Source organism: Streptomyces sp. NBC_01622, from assembly GCF_045209635.1.
GTDB lineage: Bacteria > Actinomycetota > Actinomycetes > Streptomycetales > Streptomycetaceae > Streptomyces.
In genome coordinates, this window is record NZ_CP109293.1 from 11464036 (window position 1) to 11485092 (window position 21057).

25 protein-coding genes are annotated in these 21057 nt (G+C 70.4%); 21 read left to right on the forward strand and 4 right to left on the reverse strand.

The annotated features are described in order from the left end of the window. Positions 1 to 42 precede the first annotated feature (42 nt). The 11 genes from OH768_RS53035 (at position 43) to OH768_RS53085 (ending at position 7669) form a co-directional block, all read left to right on the forward strand. Positions 43 to 414, forward strand: coding sequence for a BlaI/MecI/CopY family transcriptional regulator (locus OH768_RS53035; protein WP_406464804.1), 372 nt, complete (start codon positions 43 to 45; stop codon positions 412 to 414). Next, positions 411 to 1388, forward strand: a complete 978-nt coding sequence (locus tag OH768_RS53040; RefSeq protein WP_406464806.1) for a M56 family metallopeptidase — start codon at positions 411 to 413, stop codon at positions 1386 to 1388. The genes OH768_RS53035 and OH768_RS53040 overlap by 4 nt, the downstream gene beginning before the upstream one ends. An 89-nt stretch (positions 1389 to 1477) precedes the next feature. Next, the gene (locus OH768_RS53045) at positions 1478 to 2443 is read left to right on the forward strand and encodes a cytochrome c biogenesis CcdA family protein (RefSeq protein ID WP_406464807.1); all 966 of its coding nucleotides are present in this window, start codon (positions 1478 to 1480) and stop codon (positions 2441 to 2443) included. Then, positions 2440 to 3129, forward strand: coding sequence for a peroxiredoxin family protein (locus tag OH768_RS53050; protein WP_406464808.1), 690 nt, complete (start codon positions 2440 to 2442; stop codon positions 3127 to 3129). Before OH768_RS53045 ends, OH768_RS53050 begins: the two co-directional genes overlap by 4 nt. Continuing rightward, positions 3126 to 3377, forward strand: a complete 252-nt coding sequence (locus tag OH768_RS53055) for a glutaredoxin family protein (protein WP_406464810.1) — start codon at positions 3126 to 3128, stop codon at positions 3375 to 3377. Before OH768_RS53050 ends, OH768_RS53055 begins: the two co-directional genes overlap by 4 nt. Before the next feature lie 15 nt (positions 3378 to 3392). Beyond that, positions 3393 to 3587 (forward strand): hypothetical protein, encoded by a 195-nt coding sequence (locus tag OH768_RS53060; protein WP_406464811.1) that lies wholly within the window; start codon positions 3393 to 3395, stop codon positions 3585 to 3587. Next, complete coding sequence (locus OH768_RS53065) at positions 3584 to 3808, forward strand: hypothetical protein (protein ID WP_406464813.1); 225 nt, start codon at positions 3584 to 3586, stop codon at positions 3806 to 3808. Before OH768_RS53060 ends, OH768_RS53065 begins: the two co-directional genes overlap by 4 nt. Further along, positions 3805 to 5739 carry a copper resistance CopC/CopD family protein gene (locus OH768_RS53070; RefSeq protein WP_406464814.1) on the forward strand — a complete coding sequence of 645 codons (1935 nt, stop codon included), beginning with the start codon at positions 3805 to 3807 and terminating at the stop codon, positions 5737 to 5739. The genes OH768_RS53065 and OH768_RS53070 overlap by 4 nt, the downstream gene beginning before the upstream one ends. Before the next feature lie 56 nt (positions 5740 to 5795). Next, complete coding sequence (locus tag OH768_RS53075) at positions 5796 to 6227, forward strand: hypothetical protein (RefSeq protein WP_406464816.1); 432 nt, start codon at positions 5796 to 5798, stop codon at positions 6225 to 6227. A gap of 96 nt (positions 6228 to 6323) precedes the next feature. Next, positions 6324 to 6980, forward strand: coding sequence for a DUF3105 domain-containing protein (locus OH768_RS53080; protein WP_406464818.1), 657 nt, complete (start codon positions 6324 to 6326; stop codon positions 6978 to 6980). Beyond that, positions 6977 to 7669 carry a DUF305 domain-containing protein gene (locus OH768_RS53085; RefSeq protein ID WP_406464819.1) on the forward strand — a complete coding sequence of 231 codons (693 nt, stop codon included), beginning with the start codon at positions 6977 to 6979 and terminating at the stop codon, positions 7667 to 7669. Before OH768_RS53080 ends, OH768_RS53085 begins: the two co-directional genes overlap by 4 nt. Here the strand turns inward: OH768_RS53085 and OH768_RS53090 are convergent. Both OH768_RS53090 and merB read right to left on the reverse strand, forming a co-directional pair. Then, positions 7613 to 7861: a DUF5990 family protein gene (locus OH768_RS53090; protein WP_406464820.1), complete on the reverse strand. Its 249-nt coding sequence runs from the start codon at positions 7859 to 7861 to the stop codon at positions 7613 to 7615. The genes OH768_RS53085 and OH768_RS53090 overlap by 57 nt on opposite strands. Then, positions 7858 to 8853 (reverse strand): organomercurial lyase, encoded by a 996-nt coding sequence (merB, locus tag OH768_RS53095; protein ID WP_406464821.1) that lies wholly within the window; start codon positions 8851 to 8853, stop codon positions 7858 to 7860. Before merB ends, OH768_RS53090 begins: the two co-directional genes overlap by 4 nt. A gap of 84 nt (positions 8854 to 8937) precedes the next feature. Here merB and OH768_RS53100 point away from each other — a divergent pair, with 84 nt between their 5' ends. After that, on the forward strand, positions 8938 to 9345 hold the full coding sequence (locus tag OH768_RS53100; RefSeq protein WP_406464823.1) for a heavy metal-responsive transcriptional regulator: 408 nt from the start codon (positions 8938 to 8940) through the stop codon (positions 9343 to 9345). Between the two features lie 13 nt (positions 9346 to 9358). Here OH768_RS53100 and OH768_RS53105 read toward each other — a convergent pair whose 3' ends face one another. Continuing rightward, a complete protein-coding gene (locus tag OH768_RS53105; RefSeq protein WP_406464824.1) occupies positions 9359 to 9562 on the reverse strand; it encodes a hypothetical protein in 204 nt (67 codons plus the stop codon). A 146-nt stretch (positions 9563 to 9708) separates the two neighbouring features. Here OH768_RS53105 and OH768_RS53110 point away from each other — a divergent pair, with 146 nt between their 5' ends. Both OH768_RS53110 and OH768_RS53115 read left to right on the forward strand, forming a co-directional pair. Further along, positions 9709 to 10296 carry a Clp protease N-terminal domain-containing protein gene (locus OH768_RS53110; protein ID WP_406465809.1) on the forward strand — a complete coding sequence of 196 codons (588 nt, stop codon included), beginning with the start codon at positions 9709 to 9711 and terminating at the stop codon, positions 10294 to 10296. Positions 10297 to 10683: 387 nt separating this feature from the next. After that, a complete protein-coding gene (locus tag OH768_RS53115) occupies positions 10684 to 11358 on the forward strand; it encodes a DUF2637 domain-containing protein (RefSeq protein ID WP_406464825.1) in 675 nt (224 codons plus the stop codon). A gap of 950 nt (positions 11359 to 12308) precedes the next feature. Here OH768_RS53115 and OH768_RS53120 read toward each other — a convergent pair. Beyond that, positions 12309 to 12785 (reverse strand): MarR family transcriptional regulator, encoded by a 477-nt coding sequence (locus OH768_RS53120; RefSeq protein ID WP_317773123.1) that lies wholly within the window; start codon positions 12783 to 12785, stop codon positions 12309 to 12311. A 99-nt stretch (positions 12786 to 12884) separates the two neighbouring features. Here OH768_RS53120 and OH768_RS53125 point away from each other — a divergent pair, with 99 nt between their 5' ends. From OH768_RS53125 to OH768_RS53155, 7 genes are read left to right on the forward strand one after another with little or no spacing between them, the layout of a single operon-like run. After that, positions 12885 to 14363, forward strand: a complete 1479-nt coding sequence (locus tag OH768_RS53125) for an MFS transporter (RefSeq protein ID WP_406464827.1) — start codon at positions 12885 to 12887, stop codon at positions 14361 to 14363. 36 nt (positions 14364 to 14399) lie between these two features. After that, positions 14400 to 15797, forward strand: a complete 1398-nt coding sequence (locus tag OH768_RS53130; protein WP_406464828.1) for a cytochrome ubiquinol oxidase subunit I — start codon at positions 14400 to 14402, stop codon at positions 15795 to 15797. Then, positions 15794 to 16795 (forward strand): cytochrome d ubiquinol oxidase subunit II, encoded by a 1002-nt coding sequence (locus OH768_RS53135; RefSeq protein WP_406464829.1) that lies wholly within the window; start codon positions 15794 to 15796, stop codon positions 16793 to 16795. The genes OH768_RS53130 and OH768_RS53135 overlap by 4 nt, the downstream gene beginning before the upstream one ends. Beyond that, on the forward strand, positions 16792 to 17022 hold the full coding sequence (locus tag OH768_RS53140; RefSeq protein WP_406464831.1) for a hypothetical protein: 231 nt from the start codon (positions 16792 to 16794) through the stop codon (positions 17020 to 17022). The genes OH768_RS53135 and OH768_RS53140 overlap by 4 nt, the downstream gene beginning before the upstream one ends. Further along, positions 17009 to 18709, forward strand: a complete 1701-nt coding sequence (locus tag OH768_RS53145) for an ABC transporter ATP-binding protein/permease (protein ID WP_406464832.1) — start codon at positions 17009 to 17011, stop codon at positions 18707 to 18709. Before OH768_RS53140 ends, OH768_RS53145 begins: the two co-directional genes overlap by 14 nt. Continuing rightward, positions 18706 to 20295 (forward strand): ATP-binding cassette domain-containing protein, encoded by a 1590-nt coding sequence (locus OH768_RS53150; RefSeq protein WP_406464834.1) that lies wholly within the window; start codon positions 18706 to 18708, stop codon positions 20293 to 20295. The genes OH768_RS53145 and OH768_RS53150 overlap by 4 nt, the downstream gene beginning before the upstream one ends. Continuing rightward, entirely contained in the window at positions 20292 to 20954 is a 663-nt protein-coding gene (locus OH768_RS53155) for a sigma-70 family RNA polymerase sigma factor (RefSeq protein ID WP_406464836.1), read from the forward strand. Before OH768_RS53150 ends, OH768_RS53155 begins: the two co-directional genes overlap by 4 nt. Positions 20955 to 21057: the final 103 nt, after the last annotated feature.

Here is a 21057-nt window from a genome sequence, read left to right on the forward strand (position 1 = left end):
AGACCGAGACCGATACGGATCAGGACGGCGGGAGGGCCGAGGGTGCCACAGTTCGGCGAGCTGGAGGCCGCGATCATGGACGCGGTGTGGGACGCGGGCAAGCCGCTGCGCGTCCGCGAGGTCCTCGACCGCCTCGACCGTGACCCGGAGCCCGCGTACAACACCGTGCACACCGTCACCGAGATCCTCTACCGCAAGGGCTGGCTGGCCAAGGACAAGGACGGCCGCGCTTTCCGGTACGGCGCCACGCGCAGCCGCGAGGAGTACGTCGCCGGGCTGATGGGCGAGGCGTTCGCGGAGGCCGGGAACCGCACCGCGACCCTGGCCCGCTTCGTGGAGGGCATGGCGCCCGGCGAGGCCGAGGAACTGCACCGGCTGCTGGGTGAGGCCGTACGGCGGGAGTCGCCGAAATGATCGTCGCCGCCGTTCTGTTCGCGTACGCCGCGCTGCTGTGCACGCTCGTTCCCCGGCTGCTTCGAGGGGCGCGGTGGGCCGAGCGCGCACCCCGGCTCGGGATCGTGGCCTGGCAGGCGGCCGGCGTTTCCGCGCTGGTCTCGGCGGCCATGGCCGGGCTCGCGCTGACCGTGCCCACGGTCCGTGTCAGCGCCGATCTCGCGCAGTTGTTGCAGGCGTGCGTGATGGCGCTGACCGCGCAGTACGCCTCTCCGGGCGGGGCGGCGGCGGGTGCGGCCGGGGCGGTGCTGGCCCTGGCGGTGCTGGGGCGTACCGCCTGGTGCGCCGGGGGTGCCGTACTCCGCATCCGGCGGGAGCGGTACGAGCACCGCGAGGTCCTCGACCTGGTCGGCCGCGTCGATCCCGTACGCGGCGTGGTCGTCCTCGATCACGAGGAGCCCGCCGCCTACTGCCTGCCCGGCCGTCAGCGCCGCACCGTGATCACCACCGGCGCCCTGCGCACTCTGGACGGCGACCAGCTCGACGCGGTCCTCGCGCACGAGCGCGCCCATCAGGACGAGCGGCACGACGCCGTACTGACCTGGGCTCGGACACTGGCCCGTGCCTTCCCGAGCGTGCCGCTGTTCCGTACCGCCGAGCCGGAAGTCGCACGCCTGGTGGAGATGCGTGCCGACGATGTGGCCGCCGCTCGTTCGGGACGGCTGACCACTGCCGCCGCGCTGCTGGCCGTCGCGGGCGGACGGGCGCCGGTGGCCGGCCTGGCGGCGGGTGGCTCCACGGCCGCCTGCCGCGTGCGCCGCCTCATCGAGCCCGACCGCCCGCTCGGCCGCGCCCGCATCGCCGCCGGCGCGCTCACCGCGGCCGTCGCACTCGCCGTACCCCTGCTGGTCATCGGCGGCCCCGCAGCGGCCGCGAGCCAGCTGAACTACTGCCCGGACGGCACCCCGACCGCCCAGGTCAGCACCATGCGCTGAACCGCTCCGCAGGCCTTCGGTGGACACTCCCACCCTCCATAACCTAATCTCCTTAGGAGTTCAGGTCCTGAGTGCTGGGAGGCCATGGCGTGGGTCAGCTGTTGTTCGGCACGACGCTGCTGGCGTCGTTCCTCGGCGGAGTGGTGGCACTGCTCGCACCCTGCTGTGTGTCGGTGATGCTGCCCGCGTACCTGGCTACCGGCTTCCGGCGCCGCACCGGGATCCTGGCCGCCACCCTGGTCTTCGCCGGCGGGGTGGCCACGGTGATCGTGCCGATCGGGCTCGGCGCCACCGCGCTGGTCGCGCTGATCTCCGGGCATCACCTGCTGGTCTTCTCCCTCGGCGGTACGGCGATGGCGGCGGGCGGGATCGCCCTGCTGGCCGGGTGGAAGCCACAGTTGCCGATGATCGCGGGCCGGGCCCCGTCCGGGCACGGCTTCGGCTCCGTGTACGGGCTCGGGGTGTTCTCCGGCGCAGCCAGCTCCTGCTGCGCACCCGTACTCGCCGGAGTCGCCGTCCTCTCCGGCGCGGCTTCCTCGTTCCCCGCCGCTCTCGCGGTGTCGCTGACGTACGTGGCCGGGATGGTCACACCTCTGTGCCTGCTCGCCCTGGTGTGGGACCGCCGCGACTGGGGCGCGAGCCGGCTGCTCCAGGGCCGCCAAGTCACCCTGGGGATCGGCCGGTTGCGGCGGCGGATGCCGTTGGGGAGTGCCGCCTCCGGGATCCTGCTGATCGCGATGGGCGCGCTCACCCTCGTCCAGGCCGTACGCGGTCCTGACATGGCCTCGGACGGCTGGCGCATCCGCGTGGCCGCCGACCTGCAGCACGCCGCATCCCTCGTCGCCAAGGCCCTTGGCTGGCTGCCCGGTTGGGTACTCGCCGTCATCCTCGTCGCGCTCGCCGACTTCCTTGCCCGGCAGGCGCGCGCCCACCTGGCCGCTCCCGCCCGGCGTTCCCCTAGCGCCGCGATGGGGGCCTCCTCCGCCGACTGCTGCGACGTACCGCAGCAGCCATCCGTTGCCACTGCCTCCTCCGGAGAGGACCGCCCCGCATGAGCACGACCGCCAAGAAGAAACCCCCGCTGCGGCGGCCCGACGCCGTGATGGCGGCCGAGCTGCAGAACAAGCGCCGCCGCCTGTCCTGGCTCCTGAGCGGAGCCGCCGCCGTGGTGGCGCTGGTGGTGCTGTACGCGGTCTTCTCGACCTCGCCCGCCAAGAGCACCGCCGGCAGCGGGACGTCGTACGACGTCGGCAGCCCCGGCATCGGCAGGACCGCGCCCGCGTTCAAGCTCGCCGCCTCGACCGGCAAGCAGGTCGGTCTCAGCGACTTCCGCGGCAAGAACGTGCTCCTGTACTTCCAGGAGGGCCTGACCTGTCAACCCTGCTGGGACCAGCTCACCGCCCTGGAGAAGGCCGCCGCCAGGGTGAAGGCCGCCGGCGTCGACGAGATCGTCTCGATCACCACCGATCCGGTCGACCTGATCACCCGCAAGACGAAGGACATGAGCCTGACCACCCCCGTGCTGTCCGACCCGGACCTGAAGGTGTCCAGGCAGTACGGCGCCAACGAGTACGGGATGATGGGCAGTTCGCGCGACGGGCACAGCTTCCTGCTGGTCGGACCGGACGGCACGATCCGCTGGCGGGCCGACTACGGCGGCGCCCCCGACTACACGATGTTCGTCGCCGTCGACAAGCTCCTCGCCGACCTCAAGGCCGGAGCCGGAGTCCGATCGTCGTGATCGCACTGACCCTGCTCACCCAGGCGGACTGCGCATGGTGCGACCGCGCGAAGAAGCTCCTGACCGAGACCGACGCGGACGTCGAGGTCACCGAGGTATCCCTGGACACCGACGAGGGCCGCCAACTGGCCGCCCGGCACCGGCTGTTGTTCGCCCCCGGCCTCCTGCACGACGACCGCCTCATCGCGTACGGGCGTCTCTCCGAGCGCGCCCTGCGCCGCGAACTCGCCCGAATCCCGCAGACCTGACAAGGAGTTCCCGCCATGGACAAGCTGCTCTACCTCCTCCCCGTACTGGCCTGCCCGGTCGGCATGGGCCTGATGATGTGGCTCATGATGCGCCCCAAGCACGGCGCTCAGCCGGCCCCCAGCGCCGACCAGCAGGAACTACTGCGCCTGCGCAAGGAGATCGACGCCCTGCGCACCGAACGCACCGACGTCCAGGACCATCCGGCATGACGAACATCTGGCTCCCCCTCACGGCAACCGCTCTCGCCGCCGCGCTGACCTGGTGGTGCTGCATCCGGCCGATGGTCAAAAACCGCTCCTGCTGTACGACCGCTGCCGACACTGACCTGCAGGAGGAACTGCTCCGCGCCCGTGACGAACTCCAGCAGCTGCGCGAAGGGGCCACCCCGCCCGCCGTACGCCACGACCGACCGGAGATCCTCGACCGGTGACCGTCCTCGCACCAACCCTCCGACGCCCCGCCGCCGCGCTGCTCACGCTGGCCTCGCTCGTCCTGGCTCTCGTGCTGAGCACCGGCGCCCCCGCCTCCGCGCACGCCACCCTGCTGTTCACCAGCCCGGCCGCGGACGCGACCGTCGCCGACTCGCCGGCCACGCTGGTCCTCGTCTTCGACCAGCCGGTCGGCGTCAGCGGCTCGGCCGTACGCCTTGAACCCGCAGCCGGGCTCGGCAGACCGACGCGGAGCCAGGGCGGGCGGACGGTCACCTTCCCGGTGCGCGCCAAGCTCGCCGAGGGCGTCCACACGGTCGAATGGCAGGTCACCGCGGAGGACGGCGACGTCATGACCGGCAGCTACCGCTTCGCGATCGGCCCCCGCACCGTCGCCCTTGCCTCCGGCCAGAGCACCACCGCCAAGGACCCCGTCCCCACCACGATCCTGCGCTGGCTGCTGTTCACCGCCCTGACCGTGCTCCTCGGCGAAGCCGCGCTCAACCGCCTCGCCACCCGCATCCCCGACACCCCGTCCCGGCGGGCGCGCTCCTGGGCCCTGCCCGCCGCCCTGGTCGGCTGCGCCGCCGCGCTCGGACTGACCGCGCTGGTGATCGGCGACAGCTCCCTCCGGTCCGCGGTCGACACCCGACCCGGCATGCTGTCGCTGATCGAGGTGGCGGGCTTCGCCCTGGCGGCCGTGGCCGTTGCCGAACGCCGCCGGGTCTGGGCCCTCGTACCGCTCGCCGTCGTCGTGATCGCGGAGGCACTGCGCGCGCACCCGCAGGCCGAACAGGCCGTCGCCGGGCCGGTATTGACCTTCGCCCACCTCGCTGCCGCCGCCCTGTGGGTGGGCGCGCTGGTGCAGGTGCTGCGCACGGTGGTGGCCTGGCGGGGTGAGCGAGCCGCCTGCCGAGCCCTCATGCTCGCGTACGCCCAGCTCGCCGCCTGGCTGTTCGCGGCCGTCGTCACCTCCGGCGTCATCGCCGCGCTGCTGCTGGTCCCGCTCGACGACCTCGCCACCACGACGTACGGTCAGGTCCTCCTCGCCAAGACCGGCGCTGTCGCGCTCGTCGCCGCCCTCGCCTACACGGCGCGCGTACGCCTGCGCCGTCCGACGGGTGCGCTCCCGCACCGTCCAGCCCGCATCGAAGCCTCCGTCCTGGCCGTCGTCCTCGCCCTGTCCGCCACCCTCACCGTCCTGCGCGCACCCGCCGACGCCAACCGCCCGCTGTCCTTCGCACCCCCGACCACCGGGCCGGTCGTCCCCGCCGGCACCCGCGCCGGAGAGATCGGCATCAGCGCCCGCGCCAGCACCGGCCAGCTCGTCATCGAGCTGACCGCGCCCCAGGCCGGCGACGCCTCGAAGCTGTCGTACGGCCTGACCGCCACCCTCGCCGACCCGCGCGGCAGCAAACGAAGGCTGGGCCTGCGCGGCTGCGGCACCGGCTGCTTCTACACCCCGCTGACCTGGCGCAAGGGCACCAGCAACCTCACCCTGACCGCCTCCGCGGGCGAGGAATGGGCCGGAGGGCGTGCGGGCCTGGCCATCACCTGGCCCTCTCGCCCCGACGCTGCCCTGCTGCGCGAGACCGTGGCCGCGATGAAGATGGCCCCCCGTTTCACCCTGCACGAACTGGTCACCAGCAACACCGCCCTCGGCCTCGGCGATCTCAAGCAACTCCCCATCACCGGCAGGGAGTTCCTCGCCGCTGAGCCCTACGGCAGCGGCACCGCCCCGGTCACCACCCGCCTGCCCGACGAGAACGGCCACCGCCGCCTCGCCCTCGCCTACCCCGCCGAGCACACCCAGCTCGACCTCACCCTCGACGAGAGGGGCCGCATCCTGCACGAGACCCTGACGGCCCCCAACCACCTCGTCACCCGCACCTTCGTCTACCCCGAGACCGACGAGGACGACCATGGCCACTGACCTCCTGGGCCGCCCGGCCGAAAGCGTGCTCACAGACACCGCTTAGCATCACCGTGATGACCAGCCGTCCGCAGCACAGCAGGGCCCACGGCGCGTGGCAGACCACGCGAACCGTGGCGCTCTGCCCTGCCCTGGCGGTGCTGTTCGCCGCGCTGGTCATGTGCCTGGGCTCCATGGCCCACGGCGCCGACGCCCCGGCAGCCGTCCCCATGACCGCCATGTCTGCTACGGCAGTCCAGGCGAACACCTCGGCGACACCCCACGCCAAGACGATCGTGCACCCGGCCGACTGTCCGGCCGGTGACGTGTGCTGCGACCCGGTTGCCCACGGCGTACGAGCCGTCCGCACCGCGCCCGCCGAGCCCCTGCCGGCGATCCTGCCCCGGATGCAGAGCCTTTCCGGGCCGGACATCCCCGCCAGCTTCCCGGGTCTCCCGCCCGCCCGCGGCGCTCCCGATCTCCACGTCCTCCAGGTGCAACGGATCTAGAGGGATGCCCGCGCGCACGCGCACAAGCATCCGCTCACCCCTGCACCCACGCACCGCCACCCGACGACACCGTGTGGCGGGGACAAGGACGTACCCATGAGCAAGACCAGCAAGAAGACGGCCGCCGCCGACCGCAAGGCCCGCATCGAGGAGATGCGCCGCGCCGAGAAGGCCCGTGATCGCCGCAACCGGATCATCACCATCACCCTGAGCACGGTCATCGTCGCCGGACTGGTCGGCTGGGGCGCGTACGCCATCAACAACGCCAACGAGAAGAGCGACCAGAAGGCCGCCGCCGCGAAGAAGCTGATACGCGGCGAGAAGACCTGGGACGCCAAGAAGCTCGGCCGCACCCACGTGACCGGCACCGTCAAATACCCGATGAACCCGCCCGTCGGCGGCAACCACGCCCCGGTGTGGATGACCTGCAACGGCAACGTCTACACCAAGGCCATCCCGAACGAGAACGCCGTCCACTCCCTCGAACACGGCGCGGTCTGGGTCACGTACAACGACAAGGCCGCCGCCGCCGACATCCAGACCCTCGCCGACAAGGTCACCAAGACCCCCTACACGCTGATGAGCCCGGACAAGACCCAGTCCGGGACGGTCATGCTGTCGGCGTGGGGCCACCAGCTCAGCGTGAACAAGGCGTCCGACCCGAGGATCGAGCAGTTCCTCACCAAGTACGTGCAGGGTGCGCAGACCCCGGAGCCGGGCGCCGCCTGCACGAACGGACTGACCGCGTCATGACGGACACGAACGCCACGGCGCTGCCTGCGACGGACCCTGGCGGCGGAGACGGCTCCAGGCCCCGCCACGGCCGGTGGCTGATCGCCGGCGCTGCGGCCCTGGTCACTCTCGTCGCGGCCCTCTCGTTGCTGGCCATGACCAGCAACCACAACGAGAAGTCGGTCGCTGTGCCCGCGGCCGACTCCGCCGACTCCGGCTTCGCACGCGACATGGCCGTCCACCACCAACAGGCGGTGGAGATGGCGTACATCGTCCGCGACCGTACGAAGAACCAGGAAGTGCGGGGCCTCGCCTACGACATCGCCCAGACCCAGGCCAACCAGCGCGGCATGCTGCTCGGCTGGCTCGACCTGTGGGATCTGCCGAAGACATCCCCTGACGGCTACATGACCTGGATGCAAGGCGGCCACATGGGCCACCAGACGAAGGACGGCTCGCTCATGCCAGGCATGGCCACCAACACCGAACTCGACCGACTCGACAAGCTCAACGGTAAACAGGCGGAGATCCTCTACCTCCAGCTCATGTACGCCCACCACATGGGCGGCATCGACATGGCCCGCGACTGCGCCCAACAGTGCACAGTCCCCCAGGAGCAGAAGCTGGCCCAGGGCATGGTCGACGCCCAGCAGTCAGAGATGAAGGTCATGGCCGACCTGCTGCGCGTACGCGGGTCGGCGCCGCGATGACACCCCGGTCGATGTCCGGGGGGCGGCGTCACCGGGCTGGAGATCGAGGAGTTCGAATGCGCGGTCGCGGCGTTGCACCGCGACGTGGATGTTGCGGTACTCCAGAACGTCGTCGTCGGCGAATGCTCTGGATGGGCAGGTCAGACCGGGAAGGTCGACGGCGTTGATGCGGATGCGCAGGGCGACCGTCATCCGCGATCTGCCCCGGGTGAACTCCCGGGCACCGGAGCAGGCTCCGTCCCCGTCAGGAGCGAGCCGAAGACCGACCGTCCCAGGGCTTCCGCACGGGCTTGGTCGATGGTCCTGCCGGTGTAGTCGGGGTGCTGCTCGGTCCACCTCTGTGCGGTGCGGCGGCTGGTGAAGAAGTTCAGGGCGCCGCAAGCAACGTCAGCGGCGGGACCGGTGCTGGAGCGTTGGCCGACGTAGACCACGGCGGTGACGGGTTGCCAGGTCAGGTGTCCGCCGGTGGAGGTAACGGTGATGGGGTCGCCGGTGACCGGGTCGACGGAGGTGATCACGGCGTCGGCGCCGAGCATGTCCGGGATGCCGAGGGCGTCGATCGCGCACATCTTGGCGCCGTCGGGGAGGCGGATCCGGTGGGCGGTGGGGGTGGCGGAGAAGGGGTATGCCGCCCGGATCCGTCCTTGGTCGTCGAGGGTGAGGAAGTCCTCAGCCGCCAGTTCGGCCAGGACCTCGCGAGAGTCACGCCCGAAGGCCCGTGCCACCTGATCCAGGGCGGCCGGATCGGGTGCGCGGCCGGTGGTGGCGAAGGACCGCAGGACCGCCTGTTGCACGACCCGCAGCCCTCCCGTGACGGGTGCGCGTCGGCCGCGGCCACTGTGCCCTGCCGCGTCCATGGGCGGGCAGTCGCAGTCCTCGTCGGCCGCCGCGACATCCAGGGCGCGCTGCAGGTCGGCCACGCTCGGCGCCCCCTCGGCCGACCCGTCCGGGGCTCGGTACAGGCGGCACGAGACGGAGGCCGCCGTTCCCGGCGCAGCGAAGGGGTCGGTGCCGTGTATGAGCACCGTGGGGGAGCCAGTCATTCCGAGCTGTGCGGCCTGCGCCTCGTCGGCGACCTCGACGAACTCCACCCGCGCGGCTCGACCGTCGAGTACCTGCTCGATCCGCTCCCGCGCCAATGGTGCGTTGGGGCAGTCGGGCACTGTCAGAACCGTGATGCGCATCGCTGCGTCCTCCCAGGTCACTGTGGATGTGACCGACGTTAGACCTTCCAGCGCACTGGAAGGTCAAGGCGTAGCCTCGGCCGTATGCGCATCGGAGAACTGGCCGCAGCGAACGATCTGACGCCCAAGACGATCCGTTTCTACGAGCAGGCCGGACTGCTGCCCGCGCCTCCCCGGACAGCAGGCGGCTACCGCGACTACCCGCCGCAGACCGGCACCCGGCTGGCCTTCGTCCGCGACGCCCAGTCGGCCGGTCTCACGCTCGCCGAGATCCGCTCGATCCTCGCCCTGCGGGACTCGGGCGAGGCACCGTGCGTCCACGTCACCGACCTGATCCAGCAGCACCTCCACGACATCGAGCGGCGCATGGCCGAGTTGCGCAAGACCCGTACCGCGCTGCGCGGCCTGGCCGAGCGAGCCGCCGCCACGGACCCGAGCACGTGCACGGACGCGGACATCTGCAGGATCATCGGCCGCCCCGCAGGTAGGTGACAATGAGGGATTGTCACCCGCGCATTGACAATCTGCGGTTGTCAGCATGAGCGAAGAGCCCACCGTGGAGCAGCTCATCGCAGCCGCCCACATCCGCGCCGGCAGTGACGACGAACTCGCCCTGCTGGATGCCGTAATCGCCGTCACCCGAGACCTGTCCGGCCACGCCGATGCGGTCGTGGACCAGGTCGTACACCAGGTGCGTGCCGCCAGCCACTCCTGGACGGTGATCGGCGAACGCCTCGGCGTCTCACGTCAGGCGGCCCGCCAGCGGTACGCCGACCGTGTCGAGCGACTCACCGAGGCACCGCCGACCGTGGGGCTCATCCGGGGTCGCCACCTGAGAGCGGACTGTCCGCCGCGCTGGCCGCGGCCGAGTCGGACGGACAGGCCGAGGCAGGAACCGAACACCTCCTCCTCGGACTGCTCACCGACGGTGTGGCCGCCGCCACCCTGGAAAAACTCGGCGTCACCCGCGACGAGATCCGCGAAGCTAGCCGTCGGCTCTTCGCATACCCCGCCGATACGGCGAGGGCCGGGGATCCTGTGTTCTCCGGCGAGGCGAAGGCCGCGCTGGCTGCCGCCCAGCAGCTGGCGACCGAGCGCACGCCCAACTGCGCCCCGGTCGTGGTCAACACACCGCAGCTGCTTGCGGTCATCGCCACGAACCCCGGCTCCCAGGCCCGCCGGGTCCTCAATGACCTTGGCGTCGACGTGGCGGACATCAAGCGCCAACTCCACTGCTACGTCAACATCCCCCGCACCGCTTTCGGGCGCCGTACCCGTCGCAAGCGCCGCCCCGACGACACCTCGGCCCGCTGTTCCTTCTGCGGCCACCCGGGAAGCGACGAACGCCGTCTGGCCGCCGGTCCCGACGTGTGGATCTGCGCCGACTGCGTCGTGCTGTGCCGCGAGATCCTCGCCCAGCCCGCAGGTGCGCGATCCACGTAGCGCGCCCGATGAACAGGCCCATTTGAACAGCCCGTATGGCAGAGCGTGACGGAAGTGCTTGCTGCCAGCTACCCCGTATGGTTCGAACCCGCGCACGCCGCCAAGCGGGTCCCTAAACCGCTGCGGCACGCCCCCACCTGCGGCAATGCCAAGTCCGGGCATGCCGCAGACGAGAGGTGACCTTCCTCGGCGGCTGGCCCACTGTGCACCAGAGGTAGTCCCACAGGCAGGGCCAATGTCTGCCCTGACCTGCGAAAACACGGAATGTGATCTGGTGCCCCCGGGGGGACTATTCACAGATAGTTGCAGGGCTGACCAGCGGTTTCTTGTGGGGCGGTTGGTGGTGGAGGGGCGGTTCCGTCCTGCGGCGTGGGGTGCGGGGGTGCGATGAACGCCTCGGGTGCCGAGTTTGTCCCGGGCCGGGAGCCGCGCCGGGTGGCAGAGAGTGGCCTGTCTGATCTTGATGCGTGGTTGCGGCGGGGTTGTGCGTTGGTGGTTGCTGGGGTGGCGGCGTATGCGTCGTATGTGCATCAGCGGGAGTTCGCCCTGCAGGGTGGCGCGGATGAGATGAGCGCTTCCTTGTGGCCGTTGTCGGTGGATGGTTTGTTGCTGCTGGCGACGGTCGGCCTGCTGAAGCCGTCGCCGAATGGTGGCCGCCGGGGGCGGTATGCAGTGTGGCTCGCTTTTCTGTTGGGGATCGCGGTATCCCTAACCGCGAATATTGCGGCCGCGCCGGCGCTGGCCTGGAAACCGGTATTGGTCGCCGGATGGCCACCTGTCGCGCTGTTGCTCTCGGTGGAGTTGTTGGCGCACCGGCCGACTGTTCGGGCGGAGACGGGGAGCGGGGGTGAGGGGGATGCCGAGGGCGACGGCGGCCGTGAACGGGGTGGTGGTGATCCGCTGTTGGCGCGTGCTCGGCGGATGGATGCTCGGCATCGGGAGTTGCATCAGCGTCCGGTGTCGGCTGAGTCGCTGCGGAAGGAGCTGCGGATTGGTGCGGACCGGTCGAGGGAGTTGGTGGCTTTGGTGCGTGCAAGCCGCAGCGGCAGTGTTCGAGATTGAGTACCGATGCGTCACGCCTGTTGTGCGCACCGCCCGTCCCACCCGTTTGGAGTGGTTTCCTCGCAGGACCCGCAGCGAAGAGTTCCCGTAGCCGCTAGGCGATCGTTGTGTGGTGGCCTGGCTCTGGGCGGCGTGGGAGGTGATGAGGGGTGGGTAGCCCAGAGGCGATTCAGGCATGGGCCACCTCGCGGAGTACGGACGGAGCAGAATCGCGCCGTGGCCTTGATGACCCCTCTTGTGTTGCGGGTGCGAGGACGGTTCTGGTGGCGTGGGTGGGAAGGACGTCGACCTTCGATCAGCAGGATCCGACGTTGTAGTTGCCGCGGCAGCTACGGGTGTGCCAGCGGGCATTGCTGAGCTGACCCCGGATTCGTGGAGTTCCTGCGCATGGCCCGCTCCTTTCCTCGATTCATGTGAGTGATCAGGTTCTTGGCTGAGGACTGGCTTCAAGATTCCGTGACCCCTGTGACGGCATCGAGCTTCCGCAGTTGCTTCTGGAGGGACTCTCGAAGCTGAGGTGCCGTCGGCTCAGGATGTGATGGGCGAGCAGGCCGTCGAGGTTGCCGGGCGTGTTAGCCCGTCGGATGAGTTCTTCCAGGCGGGCGGTCGTTGCGGCCAGTAGGTGTCCGGTGGGCGCAGTTGTCCCGGGTTCTTCGGTCGCGGTCACAGGAACCACCTGCTGGAGCGGAGCTTGTTGGTTACCGCGTCGGCGTTCCAGTTCCGTACGTGGTCGGTTTTCCCCATGCGCTCCACGGAAGTCGCCGGTGCTCCCCGGGGCGGTCGGCGGTCAGGCCGCGGTCGTCTTCGCGATGAGTGCTGCTGGAGCGGACGACCGTCTGAGAGGTCGTCGCGGGCGGCGATTGCTCTGCGGTGTGCAATGCCTCTCTGGGCTCGGTCGCGGCGCGGCCGTCAGGATTTCAGGTCCCTGCTGCCGGAGGTATGGCGCGGGTTCATGGTCGCCCCCTGGTCAGTCCGGCTTCCACGGCGGTGAGTAGGGAGAGCGTCGCGTCGAGGTCCCGGGTGTCGTGGTCGGCGGCTGCGGAGACGGTCGCGGCCCATTCCTGTCGAACGAGGATGGTGTTGCTGCGTCCGCGTTCTGTGGAGTGGACCGTCACCCCACGACCGTCGCCCGAGTGGGCGTGCCGCTCGATGAAGCCCTTGTCCTCGAGCCCGCGCAGCACGGTGGAGAGGTTGGTGCGCTGCAGCCCGGTTGCGGCGGCGATGCGACTGGGCGGGGCGGCGGGGTCACGCTTCAGGTAGCGCATCACCATGCCCTCGGACTGCGACAGGTGAACAGCCCGCTCGTCCGTGTAGCGGCGGAACTGGATCTCCCGGCTGATGATCAGCACGAGGTCGGCCAGATCGGCCCATCGCTGATCGCCGTCCGGTCCGGCCGCGGGGTCCGTCTTCTGCGCTCTGTCGTGCATCACATCTCCGGGGAGCGGGTTGCCAAGGAACTAGTTATGGCATCATACTCGTCATGCCCTCATAGTTATGAGTGCATAATTACGTCACGAGGATCTGTCATGCCGACAACCCTTTCCTCCGGGCAGGACCAGGCCGCGACGGCCTCTCCCCGCGCCGTGGCCCGTGCTGGCGGGCTGCACCCGGCCGGGGTGCTCATCCTGCTGTCCGGCGCGTTCCTGCCGATCATGGACTTCTTCATCACCAACGTGGCCCTGCCCAGCATCGACGCCTCGCTGCACGCCTCCGCGTCGTCGCTGGAGCTGGTGATCGCCGGATACGGCGTCGCGTACGCGACCCTGCTCGTCCTCGGGGGCCGCCTCGGCGACCGCTACGGCCGCCGTCGTATCTTCCTCGGGGCGCTCATGGGCTTCGTGCTGGCCTCCCTGGCGTGCGGTGTCGCCCCGAGTGTGGGCGCGCTGATCGCGGCCCGCATCGTCCAGGGCGCCACCGCCGCCCTGCTCATCCCACAGGTGCTGGCGACCTTCCACCACGTCCTCGAAGGAGAGCGCAAGTCCCGTGCCGTGGCCCTGTACGGAGCGACCTCCGGAATCGCCGCCGTGGTCGGACAACTGGTCGGCGGCCTGCTGGTCAGCGCCGACATCGCCGGCACCTCCTGGCGCCCGATCTTCCTGGTCAACGTGCCCATCGGCGTGGTCGTGCTGGTTGTGGCGGCCCGGATCGTGCCCAGCACCCGCTCGCACCACCCAGTCGGCATCGACCTGCCCGGCACCGTCCTGTTCGCCGCCACCCTGACCGCGCTGCTGGTGCCGCTGACCGAAGGGCACTCGCTGGGCTGGCCGTGGTGGACGTGGGTGATGCTCGCCGTCGCGGTTGGTCTGGGCGCTGCCACCTACATCGTGGAGAAGCGCACCGAGCGGCGCGGCGAGGTTCCGCTGCTGCCGCCGTCCCTGCTGCGTCTGCCCTCGATGTCCCGCGGACTGACCATGGTGTTCGCCTTCAGTATCGGCTTCGGCGCCTTCATGTTCGTCTTCGCCCTAACCGTCCAGAACGGCCTGCACGCCGACGCCCTGCACAGCGGCCTGGCGATCCTGCCGATGGCCCTGCTGTTCTTCGCCGGCTCACTGGTCGCGCCCCGTCTGATCACGCGGTTCGGCCGGGCGGCGCTGTCCGCTGGCGCCGTCGTCCAACTCGCGGGACTGGTCTCGCTGGTGACGGTCCTGGTCGGGAACTGGCCGCACGTCAGTCTGTGGGCGCTGGCCCTGCCGCTGGCCCTGGTCGGTGCGGGGCAGTCGATGCTGTTCGCCGGCCTGTTCCGCAGCGTGCTCGCCGATGTCCCCACGCATCTGGCCGGCATCGGCAGCGGCGTGCTGATCACCTTGCAGCAGAGCGGACTGGCTCTCGGCGTGGCCACCCTCGGCACGCTCTACCTGGCCCTGGCGCCGCACGATGTCGCCCACGCCTTCGCCGGAGTCGAGTACGTGCAGATGGGCATCGTCGCCCTACTCGCCGTCGGTGCCGCCGCCCTGCCCCGCTTCAACACGGCCACGTCGGCAGCCACTCCCGTCGTCGACGCCTGAACCCGTCCCTCTCGAACCTCTCGTAAGGGAGCAGTGATGAGTCTTCTCGACTTGTCGCGATGGCAGTTCGCCATCACCGTGATGTTCCACATGACCTTCCCGGCGATCACCGTCGGCCTGTCGATCTTCCTGTCAGTCGTCTACGGCCTGTACTGGCGTACCGGCAGGGCCGTCTACCTGCAGATGTTCCGGTTCTGGCGGCGTATCTTCGCCGTCGGGTTCGCGATCGGTGTGGTTGCCGGCGCCGTCATCACCTTCCAGATGGGTCTCAACTGGGGTGTGTACGGGGCGAAGACGGGCCCGATCATCGGGCCGATCATCGGCATGGAGGTCGTGACGGCCTTCTTCGTCGAGGCCGGCTTCATCGGCGTCCTGCTCTACGGCGACGGCCGTGTCCGCAATGGCACGATGTTCGTGTCCACCGTGATGGTGTCGCTGGGCACGGTCCTGTCGTCCACGTGGATCATCGCGGCGAACTCGTGGATGCAGACACCCGCCGGATTCAAGGTCGTCCACGGTCAGTTCGAGCCCACGGACTGGATGCGCGTCATCTTCAACCCGTCGTTCGTCTGGCGCTGGCCGCACATGCTGGCCGCCGTGCTGATCTCGGCGAGCTTCTTCGTCGCCGGGATCTCGGCCTGGTACCTGGTCAAGGGGCGCGCGAGGGGCTTCGCCCGCCGCTCGATGTCGATCGCGCTCGGGATCGCCGCGCTGCTGATGCCCGTTCAGCTCTACCTCGGCGACAATGTGGCCGGTCATGAACTGCCGTATCAGCTCTCGAAGTTGGAGGCGATCGAAGGCAACTGGGACAACGGGAACACCGGCTTCGTCCTGTTCTCCGTCCCGGACCAGCAGGCCGCGCGGAACATCGCCGAGCTCGACATTCCCTGCCTCGGCAGCTACATCGCCAAGGACCTGACCTGCAAGACGGCCATGCCCGGTCTGAAGCTCACCCCGGCAGCGGACCGGCCGGACATGGCCGCGACCTTCTGGGGCTTCCGGGTCATGTTCCTGGCGGCCGTGCTGATGTTCGGCACGGTGTTCGCCGCCACGGTCCTGCGCATGCGCGACCGCTTGTGGATCGCGCGCCGCTTCCACCGGTTCGTCCTCTGGACGACACCGGTGGGCATCCTGGCCATCCTCGGAGGCTGGGTCACCGCCGAGGCGGGACGGCAGCCGTGGATCGTCTTCGGCCAGCTCCGCACCTCGGCCGCAGTGTCCCACCTGGCCCCCGGCGAGGTCCTGTTCTCGGTGATCGGCTTCTCCGTGCTCTACCTGATCATGCTGGTGGCCTACGTCGCCTACATCGTCCGCACCATGCGCATCGGCCCGGAACGCGACGACCCCCGACGCGGACCTCGACCACAGACCGGTCCCCTTCCGCTTGCGGAGCTGCCCGTATCGCTCGGCCCGAAGGAGGTGGCGGCGCGATGACCACCACCCTCTGGTCGGCGACCATCCTTCTCTGCCTCCTGATGTACGTCGTGCTCGACGGCTACGACCTCGGCATCGGCGTGGCCTCCCTCTTCGAACGCGACCCCGCGCACCGGCGGCACATGCTGGAGTCCGTCGCGGTGGGCTGGGACGGCAACGAGACCTGGCTCATCCTGCTCGGTGTCGCACTCTGGGCGGGCTTCCCCCTGGCCTTCGGCACGCTCCTGCCCCACGCCTATCTGCCGGTGATCGTGGTGCTGTTCTCCCTCGTCGTGCGCGGCGTGAGCGTCGAGATTGCGTCCCAGGCGCCGCCGGCTCCCCGCTGGATCACCGCCTTCGGCGTGGCGTCGCTGCTGGCCGCGTTCGCGCAGGGCTTCGCCCTGGGGACGCTGACCGCGCCAGTACATCTGCGGGGCGACGTGTACACGGGATCGGCCTTCGGAGCCTTCAGCTGGTTCTGCGTGCTGTCGGGGCTCACCGTCACGGCCGGGTACACCGCTCTCGGTTACGCCTACACCAAGCACAAGTCGACCGGGCTGCTGCGGGAGTCGGCGGCACGACGGGGCGCGGTCGCCACGGCGATCGGGGGAGTGCTGCTGGTCGTCCTCCTGTTCGCCGTCGACGCCACCGCCGCACCGCTGAACCTCGGCAGCCCCGGGCGTGCCTTCGCGTTCGCCGTCCTGCTGTTGTTCGCCGCCGGGGGAGCGGGTTTCGCGCTCGTCGTGTTCCCGTGGAAGAGGCAGCCCGGGGCGGCGGACATCCTGCCGCTCGGCGGGCTCGTGATCGCCACGGTGTCCGTGCTCCTTGCCCTGGGCGTGGCCCGCTATCCGGTGCTTCTGCCGCCGGGTCTCACCGTCGACAGCGCGGCCGGCCCGCACTCCACGATGGTCTTCATCCTCGTCGGCATCGGTCTGAACATGCCGCTGGTGTTGGCGTACAACGTGTTCGCCCACCGGGCCTTCGCCGGAAAGCTCGATACCGCGGGAGCAGACTCATGACCGCCCGAAACCCCCTTCCCACGCCGGTCCGTGTCGTACTGCGTCTACTCGCCGCTGTCGCGTGGACCGTGCTCGGTCTGCTCGCCTACTTCGTGTGTCAGGGGATGTTCGGCGGCTACGCGCAGATCCACTCGCAGCTGCTCACCACCCTGGGCATGATCGCCATCGCTCTGACCGGTGGGATCACGTGGATCGTCGACGAGCGGCGCCCTCATGACGACGAATGAGACGGACGAGAAGAGCGACGACGCTTGGCTCACCGCATGCGCCGCGCCCGGACGACACTGGTTGCTCCTGGCGGGCACACTCCGGACACTGGAGACGCTGTTCACGATCACCCGCTGGGGCGCCCTGGCCTGGACGGCCCAGGCAGTGATGAACGACCGGGCCGGCGTGCCCGAGACATGCGACCTGGCGGCCTTCGTCGTCGCGAGCGTGCTGGCGGTGGGCGCCGGCTGGATGGCGGGCACGCTCGCCGATCGGGGCGCACGTGCCGTCGCGACCGGCCTGCGGCAGCAGTTGACGGGCGCTCTGCTACCCACCGCCGGGCGGATCAGCGAGACCGGCCCGGCCGAGGCCGCGTGGGCGATAGTAGATCTGCCCGACGACATCGCCGACTTCCACGCGCGGACCGTACCCCTGAGCCGGTCGGCACCGCTGTCGATGATCGCCGTACTGGCGGTCACGGCCGCGGTGCACTGGCCGGCCGCGATCGTGCTCGTCCTGACCACCGCGCTGCTGCCCCTGAACATGCGCCTGGCGGGACTGTTCGCCCAGCACGGCGCGGACCGGCAACTGGCCGTGACCCGGTACCTGAACGCCGTCGTCCTCGACAGCTTCCGCGGCATACGGACACTGCGCGAACTCGGTGCGGTCGGCCGCCGCGGACGAACCGTGGCCAAGGCCGCCGAGCGACTGAACAAGGCGACGATGAGCGTCCTGCGTCGAGCCTTCCTGTCCGGGATGATCATGGACGTCGTCATCACGTTCTCCATAGCGGTGAACGCCACCTACATCGGCCTGTCGCTGCTCGGCTACCTGCAGGTGCCGCACGCACCACGCCTCGACCTGTTCACGGGTCTGCTGGTGCTGCTCGTGTGCCCGATGTACTTCGCCCCGATGCGCGCCAGAGCCTCCGCCTTCCACCAGCGGGAACGCGCGACGGCCGCGGGCGGCGCCATCCACGGCATCGTCAAGGACACCCCCGGCGAGGTGCCCCGAGCGGCCGCTCCGCAGTCGACCGAGCCGGTCGGTGTGTCACTGACAGCGGTCCGGTTCCGCTACGGCGGCGCCGACCACGACACCATCAGCGCCGACACCGAGTTCGCGCCGGGCACCTGGACCGTGATCACCGGTGCCTCCGGTTCCGGAAAGAGCACTCTGCTGTCGTTGATCGCCGGCCTGCGCCGGCCGTCGGCGGGCTCGGTCCGGTGGCGGACCTCGTCCGTACGGCAGGCACTGGCACCCGGCGGATACGCCTGGATCGGACAGCAGACCGTGCTGCTCGACGCGACCGTCCGCGACAACATCCGCCTCGGCCGTCCGGAGGCCACTGAGCAGCAGATTCGGCGGGCCGTCGACGCCGCAGGGCTGAGCGCCGTGATCGAGGGCCTCCCTGACGGGCTGAACACCCGTCTCGGCGAGGGCGGTTGGGGTGTGTCGACCGGCGAAGCCCGCCGGATCGCCATCGCCCGCGCCTTTCTGCGCGGAGCCCGGCTGTGGCTGCTCGACGAGCCGACCGCCCACCTCGACGCGGACAGCGAACGCGAGGTCGTCGAGGCCCTGCGGCGGGCCACCGACGGCTGCACCGTCATCGTCGCCACCCACTCCTTCACGCTGGCCGCCGCGGCCGACACCGTGCTCGTGATCGACGGTGGCGTTCTGCACGACGCGAGGGCGGTGAACGCGCGATGAGCGGCAGCCGTAGCCCGAACGGCCTTGGTCTGCGGGCGCGTTCCCTCGCGGCGGGCGGGCTGGTGCTCGCGGTCGTCGCCGAACTGTCCTCCGCCGGACTGCTCGGTCTGTCGGGCTGGTTCATCAGCGCCTGCGCCGTCGCCGGGGCGGCCACCCTCAGTTCCTTCTCCTACATCACGCCCAGTGGCGGTGTGCGTGCCTTCGCCCTGGCCCGGGTCGGGGGCAACTACAGCAAGCGTCTGGTACTGCACGCCGCCGCCCTGCGCCGGGTCGCCACCGCTCGGGCCGGTCTCTTCGACCGTGCCGCGTCCACCGGCCGGGCCCAGGAGGACGGTCTGTGGTCGGGTGAACTGCTCGACCGCGGCATGGCCGACGCCGACAGCGCCGGGATGGCGCTGATCGAGTCCACCGCCCCCGTCGCCGTCACCGCCGCACTGACCATCGGCGCCGTCCTCGCCGTGGCGGCGTCCACGTCCCTCGCAGCGGCCGCCGTACTCGCGGCCGGAGTCGTCGGCATGGCGATGATCGCCCACCGCACGCCCAACACCGCCCGCGAAGCCGAACAGCACACCCGCAAGGCGCTGCGCGCCGAACTCGTCACCGCCGTCGACGCATGGACGGAGCTGGCGTCGCTCGGCGCCGCCGAACAACTCGCGGCACGAACGACGGTGAGGCTCGCCCGACTCGACACCGCGCGCGAAGCCGCCGGCCGGAGCAGACACCGGACCATGCTGGCCACCAGCCTGATCGGCGCGGCCACGCTGACCGCCGCGGTCGCCACCGGCCACGCACCGGACGCCCCCACGTTCGTGTTCGTCGCCCTGTTGGCCCTCGGCGTGCTGGCCCAGGCCGAGCAACTGGCGCCCGCCGTAGAGGCCCGAGCCACCGCGAGGGCCGCACACCGCAGGCTCATCACCAGCGTGCCGACCACCGCGAGCGCCCCCGCCGGTGCGGAGATACGGGCCTGGTCGACCGAGCAGGGCATCGGCTTCGCCGACTACCACCTTCCGCCGACGGCCCTCCGGCCGGGGCGCGTCCTCGGTGCCACCGTCGCGCGAGGCGCGATGCTCGTCGTCACCGGCCGCTCCGGCAGCGGCAAGAGCACCCTGCTCCGAGCCCTCGCCTCGTCGCTGCGGCAAGCGAACGACGGCCGCGACGGCCGGCCCGCCGTCGTGGCCGTCGCCGCCGACGACCACCTCTTCACCGGCACCCTCGGATCCAACTGGCGCCTCGCCGACGCCGCCCTGACCGACGACGAGATCGGCGAACGCCTTGCCCAACTGAGGCTGAACGACAGCGGGTTGACCGCCACAACCCCCGTCGGCCCCGGCGGCAGGCAACTCTCCGGCGGGGAGCTCCGCCGGGTCTACCTGGGCCGGGCCCTGGCCCGCCACCCGCACGTCCTGATCGTCGACGAACCGACCACCGGCCTGGACGACCGAACCGCCCGCCACGTACTCGGCATCCTCGCGAAACTGCCCGACACCACCGTCGTCCTCGCCCTGCACGACGTACCGGAGTGTCTTGAGGCGTCCTGGCACGTGACGCGGCTGCCACTCGACCACACCTCCCAGGAGGCGCCATGACCACCACACGATCCCTCTCCGGAGCCACCGTTCGCGAGCCGCGGGACTCGACGCGGTCCGAGGCGGAACGCCAGGCCCGCTTCGAACCGGCCCTGACATATCTCGACCGGCTCTACTCGGCCGCCCTGCGCATGACCTGCCATCCGGCCGACGCCGAGGACCTCGTCCAGGAGACGTACGCCAGGGCCTACACCTCGTTCCACCAGTTCCGCGAGGGCACGAACCTCAAGGCATGGCTGTACCGCATCCTCACCACCACCTTCCTCAACTCCCGCCGCAGCCAGCGGTGTCGGCCGCAGCACGACGGCACGGCGGAGATGGAGGACTGGCAGCTGGCCCGCGCTCAGTCGCACACATCCACGGGCCTGCGTACGGCCGAAGCCGATGCGCTCGACCGCCTGCTCGACGCGGACGTCAAAGCGGCGTTGCAGGCCATCCCCGAGAGCTTCCGCATCGTCGTGTACCTCTTCGACGTCGAGGGTTTCACCGTTCGGGAGATCGCCGACATCATGCGGACCCCCGTCGGCACGGTGCTGTCCCGCCTCCACCGGGGGCGTACGCAGTTGCGGTCGCTGCTGGAGGGCTACGCCCGTGAGCACCGGCTCGTCCCGGCGGCGCGGTGCCGGCGCGGCGAGCGGAAGCGATGTGGCCACGCATGACCTGATGGAAGATCTTCAACCGCCTCGCCACGAACTCCCCGTCCGCGGCAGCCTCAACCGGAAGCCATGCTCTTGCGGGGTACCGGTGTTCCGGTGAGCGCCG

Excerpts from the sequence above, each read along its gene's own strand:
- OH768_RS53115 (WP_406464825.1), top strand. The coding sequence starts at position 10,684 with ATGAACGCCTCGGGTGCCGAGTTTGTCCCGGGCCGGGAGCCGCGCCGG.
- OH768_RS53145 (WP_406464832.1), top strand. The coding sequence starts at position 17,009 with ATGACGACGAATGAGACGGACGAGAAGAGCGACGACGCTTGGCTCACC.
- OH768_RS53075 (WP_406464816.1), top strand. The coding sequence starts at position 5,796 with ATGACCAGCCGTCCGCAGCACAGCAGGGCCCACGGCGCGTGGCAGACC.
- OH768_RS53125 (WP_406464827.1), top strand. The coding sequence starts at position 12,885 with ATGCCGACAACCCTTTCCTCCGGGCAGGACCAGGCCGCGACGGCCTCT.
- OH768_RS53100 (WP_406464823.1), top strand. The coding sequence starts at position 8,938 with ATGCGCATCGGAGAACTGGCCGCAGCGAACGATCTGACGCCCAAGACG.
- OH768_RS53090 (WP_406464820.1), bottom strand. The coding sequence starts at position 7,861 with ATGACGGTCGCCCTGCGCATCCGCATCAACGCCGTCGACCTTCCCGGT.
- OH768_RS53130 (WP_406464828.1), top strand. The coding sequence starts at position 14,400 with ATGAGTCTTCTCGACTTGTCGCGATGGCAGTTCGCCATCACCGTGATG.
- OH768_RS53040 (WP_406464806.1), top strand. The coding sequence starts at position 411 with ATGATCGTCGCCGCCGTTCTGTTCGCGTACGCCGCGCTGCTGTGCACG.
- OH768_RS53050 (WP_406464808.1), top strand. The coding sequence starts at position 2,440 with ATGAGCACGACCGCCAAGAAGAAACCCCCGCTGCGGCGGCCCGACGCC.
- OH768_RS53085 (WP_406464819.1), top strand. The coding sequence starts at position 6,977 with ATGACGGACACGAACGCCACGGCGCTGCCTGCGACGGACCCTGGCGGC.
- OH768_RS53140 (WP_406464831.1), top strand. The coding sequence starts at position 16,792 with ATGACCGCCCGAAACCCCCTTCCCACGCCGGTCCGTGTCGTACTGCGT.
- OH768_RS53080 (WP_406464818.1), top strand. The coding sequence starts at position 6,324 with ATGAGCAAGACCAGCAAGAAGACGGCCGCCGCCGACCGCAAGGCCCGC.
- OH768_RS53060 (WP_406464811.1), top strand. The coding sequence starts at position 3,393 with ATGGACAAGCTGCTCTACCTCCTCCCCGTACTGGCCTGCCCGGTCGGC.
- OH768_RS53150 (WP_406464834.1), top strand. The coding sequence starts at position 18,706 with ATGAGCGGCAGCCGTAGCCCGAACGGCCTTGGTCTGCGGGCGCGTTCC.
- OH768_RS53120 (WP_317773123.1), bottom strand. The coding sequence starts at position 12,785 with ATGCACGACAGAGCGCAGAAGACGGACCCCGCGGCCGGACCGGACGGC.
- OH768_RS53065 (WP_406464813.1), top strand. The coding sequence starts at position 3,584 with ATGACGAACATCTGGCTCCCCCTCACGGCAACCGCTCTCGCCGCCGCG.
- merB (WP_406464821.1), bottom strand. The coding sequence starts at position 8,853 with ATGCGCATCACGGTTCTGACAGTGCCCGACTGCCCCAACGCACCATTG.
- OH768_RS53155 (WP_406464836.1), top strand. The coding sequence starts at position 20,292 with ATGACCACCACACGATCCCTCTCCGGAGCCACCGTTCGCGAGCCGCGG.
- OH768_RS53135 (WP_406464829.1), top strand. The coding sequence starts at position 15,794 with ATGACCACCACCCTCTGGTCGGCGACCATCCTTCTCTGCCTCCTGATG.